Here is a 14,723-nt window from a genome sequence, read left to right on the forward strand (position 1 = left end):
CATAGTACGATTTCGTACATAATGCAAGAAGAATTTTATTCATCTGCGCTCCAGATCAAATGACATTTCGCCGCCAGCTCTTCTTCTTTCTGCTGCGCTTTCTCTGGTTCATCCTGGTAATCCCAAAGTGCAAAAGTTTCTTTTACATTCTCCGGGTCAACATAATAGACATGTTCAATCCCTGTTGGAAACGAGGTTTCATCTGTAGATTCGTCCGCTCCGCGCTCATATGCTTCCTGAAAATCCTGCAGATTCCAAAGCTCATTTTCTGTATTCGGATCGGATGGGTATTCTTTGCGGGTCCACATGGTTTCTGACAGCATATAGAACATGTTTTTCTGATCCACGGACAGGATTGATCTCATCCGTCCCAGTGGATTGACTGTAGAATATACTTTCCCGTCTTTTACGGAAATATCTGCCTCGTCCCAGGAAATATAATTCTCTTTGTCATAGTACCAGTAATGTCCGATTCCGCCTGCTGCCACTACGAGAATGACCGCCAGAAGGACAGATGCAATCCGTTTCTTACGGATCTTTCGGCGGATCTTTCGGAGTGGTTCTGCCTCTGTTTTGTTTGTCTGTGTCAAATTGTTTCCTTTCGCGGTGGCTGTCAGACGATTTTCTCTCATCATTTCTTCCTGCATCTTTCTGCAGGCGGGACACGTCTTGAGATGTTCTTCTACAAGCTGGCGGCTGTCTTCACTGACCATATCGTCCACATAAAGCGGAAGTAGGTCTTCTATGATATTACAGGTGATCTTCATGGTTTAATTCCTCCCTGATCTTCTTACATGCTCTGTGATAAGTGACTCTTGCCCAGCTTTCGCTTTTGCCAAACAGCGAGGAGATTGTGGTAAATGACAGTTCTCCGAACACACGAAGGGAAAAGACTTCTTTGTACGGCTCTGCAAGTCTGTGCAGTACTTTGTGAACCTGAAATGCCGTTTCTTTATCCGAAAAATTCTGAAGCAGATCCGGTACAAAAGTATCCTCTGTTTCTTCCTGAGATTCCGGTGCATACTTTTTATTTTTCTTCAGATAGTCATAATATGTGTTTTTGGAGATCTGACAAAGCCACACTCGCAGGTCACAGTCGCCTCTGAAATCGTCGACTTTTTTCAGGGCTTTGAAGAATGTTTCCTGTGTGAGTTCCTCTGCGATATGGGTATTATGCGAAAGCGAAAGCAGATAACGGTATACGATGGTGAAATATTGTTCGTATATCTCCTGAATATTCAGCATTGGTGTTTTCCTCCTTCACATATATGACGATGTATGTATCAGAAACGTTACAAAAAATCTCACAAAAGAAAAAGGCATTCCGATCTATGGAACACCTTTTTCTCTTTTATAAATTCCCAATCCACGTGCACGCAAGTTCTATCCATGACTGGCATTCTGGCTGGATGCAGCCGCCATCTTCGTGGCTGGTTTCTTCGTTTGCGAGACTGAGGCCGTGACCGCCTGACGGATATAGATGCAGTTCTACGGGTACTCTGTGTTTGCGCAATGCTTCAAAAAACAGCATGGAATTCTCAACCGGAACGGTATCATCTGTAACGGTATGCCACAGAAAAGTCGGCGGAGTATCCTCTGTTACCTGGAATTCCAGGGACTGTTTTTTTCTCTTTTCCGAATCATTACTGTTCTCTCCGAGCAGAGCTTCAAAAGAACCCATATGCGCAAATTTTCCAGATGTAATGACCGGATAACTGAGGATCATTCCATTTGGCTTCACCATTTCCGCATCTGTATGCAGAGCTTCTGAGATGAATTTTTCCCTCCAGAATACGCCAAGACTCGCTGCCAGATGACCTCCCGCAGAAAAGCCCTGGAGGATGATCTTGTCCGTATCAATATGGAATTCTCCTGCATGTTCTCTTAAATATGCGACCGTTTTTGCAAGCTGCATTAACGCCAGCGGATACCTCGCCGGAGCTACACTGTAGCGCAGGATCACCGCATGATATCCTCTTGCAAGATACTGCATGGCGATTGGTTCGGTCTCTCTGTCGGAGGTCATTTCATAACCACCGCCCGGGCAGATCACAACGACCGGACGCTTCCTGTCCGGGTGCATTTCCACAGAATTATCCAGAATATAGGTATATAGATCCGCAGTCTCCTGGTATCCTTCTACTTTAATCTCTATCTTTTTGTAGATCATTTAAGCCTCCGTTTCCTTACACACATCCACCCATCCGTTTGCATCTGCGACCTGTTCAAGTTCCGGGATCGTGAGTTTTACTGCGCTGTGGTCGTTGCCTGCTGCCGGGTATACGGTGTCAAATTTCTTTAAGCTTTCGTCCAGATAAACCTCAATATCATCGTTGATTCCAAACGGGCACACGCCGCCCGGGGCATGTCCGATCACTTCCTCTACCTGATCGAACGGGATCATTTTTGCTTTGACATGAAAGGTATCTTTATACTTACGATTATCGACTCTTGCAGTGCCTTCTGTGAGGATCAGAACCGCATTTTCTCCCTGCAAAAAGGACATCGTCTTAGCGATCATTCCCGGCTCTACACCGAGTGCTTCTGCTGCCATCGCAACCGTTGCTGTGGATTCCTCAAGTTCGATCACATGATCCAGAAATCCCTTATTTTCCAGATATTCTTCTGCTCTTTTTAATGACATGATGTCCTCCTTTTACAGTACATAATAATGTGGAATGATATCCTCATAATGGCCATCTGGCAGACGGAACCCACCGGGGATCACGCTAAGTTTCTTAAAATCAAAAATAGAATGACATCTGTATTTTATTCCTTACAGTTGTCACTCTATCTGTATACCACGTTGAAGCGTTTTCGTCAATCACGCCGTGGATTTTTATTCCAGCTTTTTTATTTATTCAGATTATCTGGACCAAATCCAAGCGGAAGAAGTTCTTTCAGCGTGAAAATCTCATACTGGTCCTTGCTGGTTGCGAGAATAATCTGGAATTCTTCAGGATTGCAGAATTCCATCATAACCTGGCGGCAAACACCACATGGAGCTGCGTATTCTTTCATAATTTTATTCATACCACCAACCACACAGATAGCGTCAAACTCCATTACGCCTTCACTGACTGCCTTAAAAAATGCAGTTCTCTCCGCACAGTTACTTGGTGTGTATCCCGCATTTTCGATGTTACAGCCGCCATAAACCTTGCCGTTCTTTGCCAGCAATGCCGCACCTACATGAAAATGTGAATACGGTACATAAGAATAATCCATCATACCGATCGCTTTTTCGATCAGTTCCTGAATCTGTTTCTGTTCCATTTTCTTCATATTTCTGCTCAACTCTTTCTTAATAGCCTGTAGCTTCTTCGTTTTTGATGATTTTGACAATACGGCTTGTGCCGAGGCGATCTGCTCCAAGGCTTAAGAATTTTTCTGCATCATCCAGAGAAGAGATTCCTCCGGCTGCTTTCATCTTTACATTCGGGCCGATGTGCTCGGAAAACAGTTTGATATCATCAAAAGTCGCACCTGCCTTGGAAAATCCGGTAGAGGTTTTGATATAATCTGCTCCTGCTTTGGTAACTGCCTCACACATTTTGATCTTTTCTTCATCGGTCAGAAGGCAGGTCTCGATGATCACTTTGAGGATCTTGGAACCGCAGACTTTTTTGAGAGTGCGGATCTCTTCTTCGATCGCGTCAAACTTGCCGTCTTTTGCCCAGCCGATGTTGATGACCATATCAATCTCATCTGCACCATTTGCCAGAGCATCTTTTGTTTCGAATTCTTTTGTTGCTGTAGTCATGTATCCGTTCGGGAAACCGATAACAGTGCAGACTGCCATTTTGTCCTGCACATATTCTTTGACCTGTTTTACATATGCAGGCGGAATGCAGACGGAGGCTGTTCCATATTTGATTGCGTCGTCACAGATCTGTTTGATCTCTTCCCATGTAGCAGTCTGTGTCAGTAAAGTATGATCTACGTGTTTTAAAATTTCTTTTGCATCCATGTTTTTATTATTCTCCATTCTTATTAGTTACTGTTCACTCCGTTCACAGTAACTTGGTCAAAATCCATTCCACATCACCTACGGTGATGGAATTTTGCCCTGTATATCTCGGGATTTTGCCATATTCATGGCAAAACACCTCGCGGGATACTACCTGTGAACAGTAACTCTTATTATTCATTATGCCAGTTCCAGTGCAATTTCCATCATTTTGCCGAATCCAAGCTGACGGTCCTCGGCACTTAAGGATTCTCCTGTATACAGATGATCCGAAATTGTCAGCATGCAGAGTGCTTTCTTTCCTGCTTTGGCAGCATTCATATATAATGCCGCTGCTTCCATCTCCACTGCCAGCACGCCCATATCGCGCCACAGGTCGTTTACATTGCTCATGGCATTGTAGAATACATCGGAAGACAGAACATTACCTACAACCACATTCGTGCCCTGACGTTTCGCAGTCTCTACAGCTCTGTTCAGCAGTTCGTAATCTGCGATCGGTGCGAAAGTTCCCGGCAGACCATACTGATACGCATAATTGGAATCTGTGCAGGCACCCATACCGATCACCACATCCATCAGTTTGATGTTGTCCTGGAAAGCTCCGGCAGAACCGATACGGATGACCTGATCTACATCATAAAAATTGAACAGCTCGTAAGAATAGATTCCGATAGACGGCATCCCCATACCGCCTCCCATAACAGAAATTTCCTTTCCTTTATAGGTTCCTGTATATCCGAACATGTTTCTGACAGCATTCACCTGTCTTGGATTCTCCAGATATGTCTCTGCAATATATTTTGCACGGAGCGGATCTCCCGGCATCAGTACAGTTTTTGCAAAATCTCCTGCTTTGGCACTGTTGTGTGCAGTTGGAATATTTGTCATCTTACTCCTCCTTTATATTAATTTCGTTTTTGCTGTAATATCATTCCCCAGATTAGGCGGATATTTATAATCCGTCAGATCAGCGTAATGTGCTGAAATCCTTTTTCCCTTAATATATCAGCCAGGTAAGCCAGATACTCCTGGTTTGGAACCTGGTAATGCGAATACTGCTCCCTGACTCCCATCGGACGGTATGCAATGATCTTTACGCGGATATCGTTGATCTTGAGATATGGTGCAAGAAAATCTCCCATCTCACGGATACTTCTCTCTGTATCATAAAGATCCGGTACGATGACCGCTCTTACTTCATAAAGCTTGGAAGTTTTTGCCAGATATACAGCATTCTTCAACACCATTTCATTTGTAAAATCGGTGACCTTCCTGTGCTCGGCAGCTTCAAACGCTTTGATATCCAGCATTACGCCGTCTGATACTTCCATCAGTTCCGGATAATCCTCAAACGGGATCATGCCGTTGCTGTCGATCAGTGTCCCCAGTCCGTCCTTCTTTGCCAGGCGGAACAACTCTGTCAGGAACTCCGGCCAGAGCATGCACTCTCCCCCTGAAACACTAAGACCTCGGATGAACGGAATCTGCTTCTTAACTTTTGCATAGACTTCTTCCGGTGTCATCTCAAAGGTTCTCGGAGAACTGTCGTTGGGACAGACGTGGATGCAGGTATCACACTGTACACATTTCGATGGATCGAACGCCACTTTGCCATTCTCATCAAAAGACAGTGCACCTGCCGGGCACTGTTTCACACAGGTACCGCATTGTACACATAATTTCCTTGTTTCCGGATTGTGGCAGTATTTGCAGTTGATATTACATCCCTGCAGGAACACTGCCGTCCGGTTACCCGGACCATCCACACTGCTGAACGGGATGATCCGGTTCACTACTGCTTTCATTTAACGTACCTTTCTCTCCAGGATATGTCCGTTTCTTGCAGCACCAAGCCCCAGAGCTGTGGTATCCTGCAGAACAGCCTCTCCGTTTGCAAGTTTCTCAAGTTCAGAACGTTTTACAAGATATCCTGTGACACGGATCACATCGCTGTCGCTGGAATAGAAAGACAGGTAACGAAGATCCATCTTGAAGGAGCCCTTGATGATATCCAGTACATACTCCGGATTGCGATGAACAGTCATATCGATCGGGAAGATATCGCCGGTTCCTGAAGTAAAGTATTTGTGGAACTTTCTCAGCACGTTGAGCTGATCGATCAGTTCTTCCGGTTCCTCGCCGATCGGGATACGTGTTCCCGGAGTTACATTCTCATCCTCAGCAAGTCCTACCTGTGCATGAAGGAGGAAATGTCCGCCGGTTCCTTCACAATATTTATTCTTGTGGTTCAGATTAAATTCCTTGATGATCTCCATGATCTCCACACCCAGATCATTGGCTGCTTCATCATGTCCGAAACGTCCCTTGAGACCTTCTTTTTCGAAAAGGATATTGACACAGTCAGCAAGACCTACCAGACCATACATGCCGGAGAAACGATCTCTGTGGATAAATCCTTCTTTTGCCAGGAAGTTATTCTCAAAGAATCCGCTCTCTTCTACCTCGAACTTGATTCTTGCATCCATGTAACGAGCCATGATATCCAGTACATATGGAAGTTCACGTTCTTTGAAATCCTGGATGTTCTTTGCTCTCTTGGCAATGTTTCCAAGGACCAGACGGCAAAGGGTATACGCACCGCCGCCAAGCAGAAGGCCATTGTAGCAGCTGGCGATCACATAATTCTCACCAAGCTCGCTCTTGAACATCTTGTGATTGGCAAAGCTTGGTTTTGCGCTGTGCATTGCACAGTCGATCGCTTTGAGGGCAAAATCATCCGGAGTAATGTCTTCGTCATATTTGAAGCTTAAGTTCGGAACTGCATTTTCCAGTTCTTTCTCAGCTTCCAGAAGCAGACGTCCTGCCTTGGTCTCTCTCGGTCCGATGTTTGCATGTGAGAAGGAATCGAGGATCGTGCGGTCCATCTGTGTCAGGAACAGCTTCAGCATCTTTTTTGCCTGAGCTTCATCGACGGTATCGATGTATGGCTCCAGTAATTCATCCAGCTGTCCTACGTAAACCGGGTAATTGGTAACACTCGGTACATGTTTATAAAAGATCATCAGGCTGTTCAGTGCCTCATAGAGATCGGTCGGCGGATCGAGCTGCAAGAATTTGCTTCCTTCTTTCAGGAATTTCGCATAATCCGGGATAATGTAACGCGGACGCATCGGCGCATGTCCTTCAGACAGGTCGCAGATACATTTGCGGTCGATCGGTACATTCAGAAGCTCATCCAGTCCTTCCGGAAGATCAAGGACTTCCATCAGAGAATCTGCCTGATTTGCAAGGCAGGTCAGCTTCTGTTCATGAGTCAGCGTTGCGCTCTCTATAATTTCCAGAATGTTTTTTCTTGTTTCATTGACTCTTTCCATAGAAATGTCACGCATAGTAATTCCTCCTAAAATACTATAAAAAACTATTATTTTCCCTCAGTTGTCTTATCTTATTTATACCATATTTCCTGTAAACAAAAAAGAACAAATGTCTTTTTTTGCTGTCAAAAAAAGTGCTGCAAAAACTGTTTTCAGTCTTTTACAGCACTCTTTGCTCCACTTGTACCGTTTATTTGGATTTTACAAAAATCTTTCCGTTGGCTGCCGGTGTGTGAGCCTTACCAACAAACAGTACCAGTGCAATGATCGTTACCACATATGGAATCATGGAAATCAGGTTCGGGGATACCACATTGCTCTGTGCTGCCAGAGATTTGATACCACTGCAGAGACCAAACAGAAGGCATGCCTTTGTTGCGCCCTCCGGTGAGAATTTACCAAAGATTACAGCTGCGATCGCAATAAATCCCTGTCCTACAATAACGCTTGGACGGAACTGGTTGATGGTTGCCAGAGTTACGAATGCGCCGCCAAGTCCTGCAAAAAATCCTGACAGGATCACACAGGTATAACGAACTTTGTAAACATCGATTCCCAGAGATTCACATGCTTCCGGATGTTCTCCGACTGCACGGAGGTGTGCTCCAAATTTTGTCTTATAAAATACAAACCAGCACACAAATGCAAGAATGAATACCAGATACGCTACTGCGTAAACATTTAATACGTTGTTCCAGAATGAACCTGTCGGGAAGACACCCTCAAACAGCTTCGGAAGCTTGCAGCTTGGGTCCATAGCCGGTGTATCTGATGAGTTATTATACATTGCCTTGCAGAGAAACAGTGCAAGTCCAGGTCCCAGGAAGTTGATCGCTGTACCGGCGATCGTCTGGTCTGCGTGGCAGGAAATACATACAAATGCATGGATCAGGCCGAACAATGCGCCCGCCAGTCCTGCACATAAGAATGCGATCCAGCCGTTTCCGGTAGTCAGGCCCATTACCGCTCCGGTGAATGCACCAATTGTCATCATACCTTCGATACCAATGTTTACAACTCCACATCTCTCAGAAAAACAGGAGCCAAGTGCCGCCAGAAGAAGCGGCGGTGTTGCGATCAGAGTCGCATTGATCAGAAGACCAAGGTCTTTAATTAATCCGTTCATCTTATTTAGCCTCCTTCTTCTTTGCAGCATTCAGTACGAATACTTTGAATACGTGTGAGATGGCGATCAGGAGAACAACACATCCCATGATAATATCAACAACTTCAGACGGTGCCTTTACGATACTGAGCTTGGAACCGCCATATTTCATTGCACCATAGAAGATACCGGAAAAGATACATCCGATCGGGTTGGATCCTCCGATCAGGGCAACGGTGATACCTTCAAATCCAAATCCTTCCTGTCCTGCAAACTGGCTCAGACGACCTGCCATACCAAGTACCTGAACCGCGCCGCCGAGACCGGATAAAAGACCTGAGATTCCAAGTGCAGTCAGCACAGAACCATCTGCATTGATACCGCCATACTGTGCACAGTTTCTGTTAAATCCTACGGCTTTTAATTTGTATCCAAGTGTTGTCTTCTCAATGATGACCCAGATAACTACTGCTGCGATCACTGCGAACAGAATGCCCCAGTGTGCTGCATTACAGTCCAGAGCCTTACGGATACCCTCCGGAAGAAGAAGTCTCGCGTTTTCGGCGATATCCAGTGTCGCTTCACTGCTCTCTCTGTGGATTCCCGGAAGGTTTACCACATAGTTGGACAGATAAAATGCGATCCAGTTAAACATGATAAAGGACAATACTTCGTGAATACCTCGTTTTACTTTGAGGACACCTACGATCAGAGACCATATACAGCCGGCTGCTGCTGCCGCCACCAGGCATACAAGTGCATGAAGGACCGGCGGAAGCTTGAGGACAATACCAAGTACACAGGCTACCAGACTTCCGATTACGAACTGGCCTTCTGCTCCGATGTTAAATACACCTGTTCGGAAGGAGAAAGCCACACTCAGTCCGGTAAAGATCAGCGGGCTCGCATAAACCAGAGTCCACACCAGATATTTCGGTTTGCTGAAAATACTGTCAAACAGCTTGCCATATGCTACTGCAGGACTGATTCCGGCGATCAGAAGAAATATCGCACCTACCAGGAAACCTGCAATGATCGCAACGATGGTATAGAGTACATTGCTCTCAAGAATGCTTTTTTTCTTATTCATTTGTTTTTCCTCCTGCCATCATAAATCCAAGTTCTTTCTCATCTGCATCCTTACCCGGAACACTTCCGGTGATCTGGCCATCAAAGATAACCTCGATTCTGTCAGACAGACTCATGATCTCATCCAGTTCGAAGGATACCAGTAAGACCGCACGATTCTTGTTTCTCTGCTCTACCAGATATTTATGTACGAACTCTATCGCACCTACGTCAAGACCACGGGTCGGGTTTACTGCGATCAGCAGTTCCTTGTCGTTTGTCACCTCACGGGCAATGATAACCTTCTGCTGGTTTCCACCGGACAGTGTACCCGCCGGTGCTTCTGCACATCCTCTCGGACGGACATCAAACTTCTCGATCAGTTTCTCTGCATGTTTCTTGATCGCTTTTCGGTTCAGAATGCCGTGATTCGAAAACGGTTCTTCCTCAAAGTGCTGCAGAATCAGGTTGTCTTCATTGGAAAATTCCAGGATCAGACCATGTTTCTGACGGTCAGCAGGAATACTGGAAATTCCATTCGCAAAAGTTTCCTTAGGACTCTTATTGAATACGTCCTTACCAAGTACAGTAACCTTGCCGGATTCTGCCTTACGAAGACCTGTCAGGACTTCTACAAGCTCTGTCTGTCCGTTTCCATCTACGCCGGCAAGACCTACGATCTCACCTCTGCGGACATTCAGGTGGAATCCCTTGAGGATCTCTACGCCTCGGTAATCCTTGGCATGCAGATCATCGACCTCCAGAACGACTTCGCCTGGTTCCATGTCTTTCTTGTCAACTTTGAAGTTGACATCACGACCTACCATCATGGCTGCCAGATCATTCTCGTTTACATCTGATACCTTTACGGTACGAATATATTTACCCTGACGGATGATCGTACAATTGTCAGAGGAAGCAGTGATTTCTTTGAGCTTATGGGTGATCAGGATAATACTCTTGCCATCTGCGGTCAGGTTATCGATGATCTCCATAAGTCCCTCGATCTCCTGTGGTGTCAGGGAAGCAGTCGGCTCATCCAGGATCAGTGTCTCTGCACCACGATACAGAACCTTGAGGATTTCCACACGCTGCTGCATACCTACGGAAATATCCTCGATCTTTGCGTCAGGGTCTACTTTCATTCCGTAACGCTCGGACAGTTCCAGGACTTTCTTTCTTGCTGTTGCCTTGTCGACGGACAGGCCCTTGGTCGGCTCCATACCAAGAATGATATTTTCGGTCACAGTAAATGGCTGGATCAGCATAAAGTGCTGGTGTACCATACCGATTCCGATATCAATGGCATCCCTCGGACTGTTAAAATGTACTTCCTTTTCATTAATAAAAATCTGTCCGCTGGTCGGTTTGTAAAGTCCACAGAGTACGTTCATCATTGTACTCTTTCCGGCTCCGTTCTCTCCCAGGATCGCGTGGACCTCTCCTTTGTGTACGGTCAGATTGATGTGGTCATTCGCTGTAAAATCGCCAAACTTTTTTACGATGTCTTTCATCTGGATTACGACTTTGCTCTCATCCATATGGCTTGTTCTTCCCACGTATGCCGCCTCCTTTGTTTGTTGTTTTGCTCTTTTCACTGTCTCCAGTGGACAGGAAAATAAAATTGCTGTGCATTCCGTTCACAGTAACGAAAATGCAGGATATTTTCTTCTCCATTGAAGATAGAAAATCTGGAAATCTTTGTCTCTATATGCATCGACGGGGCTCTGCATACGCAGGCCCCGTACAGACGCAAATATTAGATTACCGGGTAAAACGGTCACTTCTTAGTCAAGAACATATACGTCGCCGTATTTTGCCTCGAAATCATCTTTGTTATCCGGAATAACAACATCACCGCTGATAATCTTTTCTTTTACTTCGTCAACTGCCTTGATTACATCATCCGAGATCAGATCCTGAGACGGAGCGATATCAACACCACCTGCTGCCAGGTCGAAAGTCTGAACGCCGCCCTCAAGCTTATCATCGATCAGTTCCTGTACTGCATCATATACAGCATTGTCAACACGTTTCATAGCAGAGGTAAGAACGGTCTTCGGAGCGATGCTGGACTGGTCAGAGTCAACACCGATCGCATATACACCAGCTTCCTGGCAGGCCTCGATAACACCAAGTCCTGTAGCACCAGCTGCCTGGAATACGATATCAGCGCCGTTGGTGATCGCTGTGTTTGCCATAGTCTTACCTGTTGCGGAATCTGCAAAAGAGTTTGCATTGAACTGCTGAACAGTGATATCCGGGTTAGCATCAATAGCACCTGCACAGTAACCATATCCAAACTGGTTCATGGTCTCGTTAGTCATACCTACTACAAATCCGATATTGTTGGTCTTGGTAGTTAAACCTGCAACATATCCTACCAGATAAGAAGCCTGCTCAGCTTTGAACATCAGGCTGGTAACATTTGGAAGATCGATGCTTGAATCATCAATGATAGCGAATTTGGTATCCGGGTTAGCTTCTGCTGCTTCTCTGGTAGCATCTGCCAGCATATAACCAACGCTGATGATCAGGTCATAATCCTCGTCTACGAAAGTTTCCATATTTGGCTGATAATCTGCATCTGTAGCAGACTCCAGATAGTTAACCTCTACTCCGAGTTCCTCTCCGGCTTTTTCAAGTCCCTCCCATGCTGACTGGTTGAAGGAACCATCGTTAACTCCACCTACGTCTGTGATCAGACCAATCTTAAACTCGTCGTCTGCTGCTGCAACCATCTGCGGCATAGCACTTACGGAAGCTACCATAGCAGCTGTTAATACTGCAGCCATTACTTTCTTTCGCATAAATTGCCCTCCTTTGTTTTTTGTCTAATAATACTATGATAACATCTTTTTTATGAAATGAAAAGACGAAATTTATTTATCTTTCATGATTTGTTTATGGTTATTTTATTTTCCAGTACCTGCGTGATCGTGGAAAACAGAGTGTCTATCTCGATCGGTTTCGCCACATAGGCATCCATTCCTGCTGCCAGCGCAGCTTTGTGGTCCTCTTCGAAAGCATTTGCGGTCATGGCTATGATTGGTGTTCTGGCACGGTCATCCAGCAGTTTTCGGATTGCTTCAGCTGCCTGGTATCCGTTCACATGCGGCATCTGGATATCCATAAGGATCACATCATAATATCCCACCGGTTTTGCCTGCAGCATGGAAAGTGCGATCTCACCGTCCCCGGCAGCCCCTACTTCTGCATGTGCATCCTGAAGGATCGTCACTGCGATCTCAGCATTTAATTCGTTATCTTCTGCGAGAAGGAGCCGTTTATTTTTCAGAGTTTCTTCCTGTACAGCATCCTCTTTCGAATCTTTTGAAAGTTCTTTTTCCTCAGAGATCCTGCATGGGAGAAGAACGGTAAAACAGGAACCTTTTCCTGGTTCACTCTCTACGGAGACACTGCCATTCATCAGGTCTGTGAAGGATTTTACGATACGGAGCCCCAGCCCGGTTCCCATGATGCCGTTTTCGGAAGAGCTTTTTTCACGGGTGAAAGCTTCGAATAATAAAAAGCAGCATTCTCCTGCATCATCTCGATGCTCTGCACTTCCTCATCAAAATAATATTCTCTGTCATTATCGGGACTGACCTGTCCTTCTTCATTATCAAGCGTGATCTCAATCTCCATGTCTTCGCTCAGCAATGGATATTCCCGACTTTTCTTCTCAATCAGATTCGTAACCATCTGCAGCATCTTCTGTGCATTATGACCTTTTTTACATATGATCTTCATTTACATTCCTCTTTTGCTCAAAACTTTCAGAAATATTTTTTGAATAACCGATATGTGTTATGTTATCACATTTTATGCTGCAATTCTATTTCTCAGGGGATTTTGCATTTTAATTTGTACTTATTTGCATTTTTACTCCTTCTCCAGAAGTTTCTTATACGACATATCCATGCCGAATGCGCCAAACGGGGCGGTGATGATGATGGCCATGACTGCTACGGAGAGGATGATCTTGCCGCAGCCAAGGCCTGCTGCCAGGGGGACGGAGCCAATGGCGGCCTGGACGGTTGCTTTTGGCAGGTAGGCGAGTACGCAGAAAAGTCTTTCTTTCGCATTGAGGTTTGTTTTTACCATGCACAGAAGGACTCCGCAGGCACGAAAAATGAGTGCGACCAGGATCATAAGGATTGCCGCGGCTCCGGCCTCCAGGGTGTATCGGATATCCACCGCCGCACCGACAAGAACAAACAAAATGACTTCTGCTGCAAGCCAGAGTTTGCCAAATTTCTCGGATAAACGTTTTGAGACAAAAGCAGTGCTTTTCATCTTGAGGACGCAGGCCATGCTGACAACTGCAAGAAGTCCGGATACGGCAATCTTTCCTTCCAGCCAGCCTTCGATCGCGATCAGCAGGAAGGAAACACCCAGTACAATGATGACCTTCATGCTGTTTCTGACATAATGTTTTTTGGCGTATGCTGTCTCAAAAAACAGATAGAGAAGATATCCGACAACCGCTCCCAGTGCAACTCCAAGTACGATCGATACCGGGATATTGAGGAAGGATTTTACATCTGCCTTATCTCCCTGCGCCATTCCAAGGAATGTTGTGAACAGCACGATCACAAAAATATCATCACAGGATGCACCCGCCAGAATCATCTGCGGGATTGCTTTGCCTGTGCCGTATTTTGTCTCAATGAATTTTACCATGCGCGGAACCACGACTGCGGGCGAAACTGCTCCGAGGACGGCTCCCATAACTGCCGCATCCACTCTTGAAATGCCCAGAATCGCAGGCGCACACAGAATATAACCAAGGATTTCAAACGATGCCGGCACAAACGACATCATAACGGCGGGGCGGCCTACTTTCTTAAGGTCTTCCAGATTCAGCGACAGTCCGGCTTTGAGAAGAATGATGATAAGTGCCATCTTTCGCAGATCTGCTGAGATTGACAGTATCGATGGATCCAGCAGGTCAAGCACATACGGTCCGAGAACGATTCCCGTAACCAGCATGCCAATGATCCGTGGCAGTTTCAGATATCCGCAGATGGCCCCCATTGCAAGGCCAACCAGAAAAATAAGTGACAATGATGTTAACATAAAAAATTTCCTCCTTTTCTTTCCCTCAGACGCAATCAGCAGTACAACACAAAAAGAGCTGACAACTTCTGCGACTGAATAATCGTAGAAGTCATCAGCTCTGAATAAGCAGTTTAGGTTTCCCATGGGAGAACTTCATTCCCAATTCGGGTAAATCATA

The 14,723-nt window shown here is 45.5% G+C and carries 16 protein-coding genes and 1 riboswitch; all 16 genes read right to left on the reverse strand.

Translation table 11 applies throughout. The features are described from left to right. Nucleotides 1–35 precede the first annotated feature (35 nt). On the reverse strand, nt 36–767 hold the full coding sequence (locus WMO75_RS01155; RefSeq protein ID WP_118698491.1) for a zf-HC2 domain-containing protein: 732 nt from the start codon (nt 765–767) through the stop codon (nt 36–38). Continuing rightward, nucleotides 751–1,245: an RNA polymerase sigma factor gene (locus WMO75_RS01160; protein ID WP_118251820.1), complete on the reverse strand. Its 495-nt coding sequence runs from the start codon at nt 1,243–1,245 to the stop codon at nt 751–753. The genes WMO75_RS01155 and WMO75_RS01160 overlap by 17 nt, the downstream gene beginning before the upstream one ends. A 106-nt stretch (nt 1,246–1,351) precedes the next feature. After that, entirely contained in the window at nt 1,352–2,170 is an 819-nt protein-coding gene (locus tag WMO75_RS01165) for an alpha/beta hydrolase (protein ID WP_227221965.1), read from the reverse strand. Continuing rightward, nucleotides 2,171–2,644: a YbaK/EbsC family protein gene (locus WMO75_RS01170; RefSeq protein ID WP_118698489.1), complete on the reverse strand. Its 474-nt coding sequence runs from the start codon at nt 2,642–2,644 to the stop codon at nt 2,171–2,173. A gap of 209 nt (nt 2,645–2,853) precedes the next feature. After that, complete coding sequence (locus tag WMO75_RS01180; protein WP_481170893.1) at nt 2,854–3,309, reverse strand: cytidine deaminase; 456 nt, start codon at nt 3,307–3,309, stop codon at nt 2,854–2,856. Then, nucleotides 3,305–3,970 (reverse strand): deoxyribose-phosphate aldolase, encoded by a 666-nt coding sequence (deoC, locus tag WMO75_RS01185; RefSeq protein ID WP_118698488.1) that lies wholly within the window; start codon nt 3,968–3,970, stop codon nt 3,305–3,307. Before deoC ends, WMO75_RS01180 begins: the two co-directional genes overlap by 5 nt. Nucleotides 3,971–4,150: 180 nt before the next feature. Continuing rightward, a complete protein-coding gene (gene deoD / locus WMO75_RS01190) occupies nt 4,151–4,861 on the reverse strand; it encodes a purine-nucleoside phosphorylase (RefSeq protein WP_022213812.1) in 711 nt (236 codons plus the stop codon). Nucleotides 4,862–4,935: 74 nt separating this feature from the next. Beyond that, on the reverse strand, nt 4,936–5,778 hold the full coding sequence (locus tag WMO75_RS01195) for a YjjW family glycine radical enzyme activase (RefSeq protein WP_022213811.1): 843 nt from the start codon (nt 5,776–5,778) through the stop codon (nt 4,936–4,938). Then, a complete protein-coding gene (locus WMO75_RS01200) occupies nt 5,779–7,323 on the reverse strand; it encodes a YjjI family glycine radical enzyme (protein ID WP_022213810.1) in 1,545 nt (514 codons plus the stop codon). A gap of 175 nt (nt 7,324–7,498) precedes the next feature. After that, nucleotides 7,499–8,434, reverse strand: a complete 936-nt coding sequence (locus WMO75_RS01205) for an ABC transporter permease (RefSeq protein ID WP_022213809.1) — start codon at nt 8,432–8,434, stop codon at nt 7,499–7,501. Between the two features lies 1 nt (nt 8,435). Next, complete coding sequence (locus tag WMO75_RS01210) at nt 8,436–9,503, reverse strand: ABC transporter permease (RefSeq protein ID WP_022213808.1); 1,068 nt, start codon at nt 9,501–9,503, stop codon at nt 8,436–8,438. Further along, a complete protein-coding gene (locus WMO75_RS01215) occupies nt 9,496–11,022 on the reverse strand; it encodes an ABC transporter ATP-binding protein (protein ID WP_227221995.1) in 1,527 nt (508 codons plus the stop codon). Before WMO75_RS01215 ends, WMO75_RS01210 begins: the two co-directional genes overlap by 8 nt. 246 nt (nt 11,023–11,268) lie before the next feature. Further along, nucleotides 11,269–12,291, reverse strand: a complete 1,023-nt coding sequence (locus tag WMO75_RS01220; protein ID WP_022213806.1) for a BMP family lipoprotein — start codon at nt 12,289–12,291, stop codon at nt 11,269–11,271. Nucleotides 12,292–12,374: 83 nt separating this feature from the next. Beyond that, the gene (locus tag WMO75_RS01225) at nt 12,375–12,959 is read right to left on the reverse strand and encodes an ATP-binding response regulator (RefSeq protein WP_349077491.1); all 585 of its coding nucleotides are present in this window, start codon (nt 12,957–12,959) and stop codon (nt 12,375–12,377) included. After that, nucleotides 12,929–13,234, reverse strand: coding sequence for a hypothetical protein (locus tag WMO75_RS01230; protein ID WP_118698486.1), 306 nt, complete (start codon nt 13,232–13,234; stop codon nt 12,929–12,931). Before WMO75_RS01230 ends, WMO75_RS01225 begins: the two co-directional genes overlap by 31 nt. Nucleotides 13,235–13,366: 132 nt before the next feature. Continuing rightward, nucleotides 13,367–14,563: a cation:proton antiporter gene (locus WMO75_RS01235; RefSeq protein WP_349077493.1), complete on the reverse strand. Its 1,197-nt coding sequence runs from the start codon at nt 14,561–14,563 to the stop codon at nt 13,367–13,369. A 78-nt stretch (nt 14,564–14,641) separates the two neighbouring features. Continuing rightward, nucleotides 14,642–14,715, reverse strand: a riboswitch (Fluoride riboswitch). Nucleotides 14,716–14,723 lie beyond the last annotated feature (8 nt).

The sequence above is a fragment of the Blautia intestinihominis genome (genome assembly GCF_040096655.1).
Lineage (GTDB): Bacteria > Bacillota > Clostridia > Lachnospirales > Lachnospiraceae > Blautia_A > Blautia_A intestinihominis.

Coding starts and splice junctions, on each gene's coding strand:
- WMO75_RS01195 (WP_022213811.1), bottom strand. CDS start 5,778: ATGAAAGCAGTAGTGAACCGGATCATCCCGTTCAGCAGTGTGGATGGT.
- WMO75_RS01160 (WP_118251820.1), bottom strand. CDS start 1,245: ATGCTGAATATTCAGGAGATATACGAACAATATTTCACCATCGTATAC.
- WMO75_RS01200 (WP_022213810.1), bottom strand. CDS start 7,323: ATGCGTGACATTTCTATGGAAAGAGTCAATGAAACAAGAAAAAACATT.
- WMO75_RS01215 (WP_227221995.1), bottom strand. CDS start 11,022: ATGGATGAGAGCAAAGTCGTAATCCAGATGAAAGACATCGTAAAAAAG.
- WMO75_RS01170 (WP_118698489.1), bottom strand. CDS start 2,644: ATGTCATTAAAAAGAGCAGAAGAATATCTGGAAAATAAGGGATTTCTG.
- WMO75_RS01220 (WP_022213806.1), bottom strand. CDS start 12,291: ATGCGAAAGAAAGTAATGGCTGCAGTATTAACAGCTGCTATGGTAGCT.
- WMO75_RS01155 (WP_118698491.1), bottom strand. CDS start 767: ATGAAGATCACCTGTAATATCATAGAAGACCTACTTCCGCTTTATGTG.
- WMO75_RS01210 (WP_022213808.1), bottom strand. CDS start 9,503: ATGAATAAGAAAAAAAGCATTCTTGAGAGCAATGTACTCTATACCATC.
- WMO75_RS01205 (WP_022213809.1), bottom strand. CDS start 8,434: ATGAACGGATTAATTAAAGACCTTGGTCTTCTGATCAATGCGACTCTG.
- WMO75_RS01165 (WP_227221965.1), bottom strand. CDS start 2,170: ATGATCTACAAAAAGATAGAGATTAAAGTAGAAGGATACCAGGAGACT.
- WMO75_RS01225 (WP_349077491.1), bottom strand. CDS start 12,959: ATGGGAACCGGGCTGGGGCTCCGTATCGTAAAATCCTTCACAGACCTG.
- WMO75_RS01235 (WP_349077493.1), bottom strand. CDS start 14,563: ATGTTAACATCATTGTCACTTATTTTTCTGGTTGGCCTTGCAATGGGG.
- deoD (WP_022213812.1), bottom strand. CDS start 4,861: ATGACAAATATTCCAACTGCACACAACAGTGCCAAAGCAGGAGATTTT.
- WMO75_RS01230 (WP_118698486.1), bottom strand. CDS start 13,234: ATGAAGATCATATGTAAAAAAGGTCATAATGCACAGAAGATGCTGCAG.
- deoC (WP_118698488.1), bottom strand. CDS start 3,970: ATGGATGCAAAAGAAATTTTAAAACACGTAGATCATACTTTACTGACA.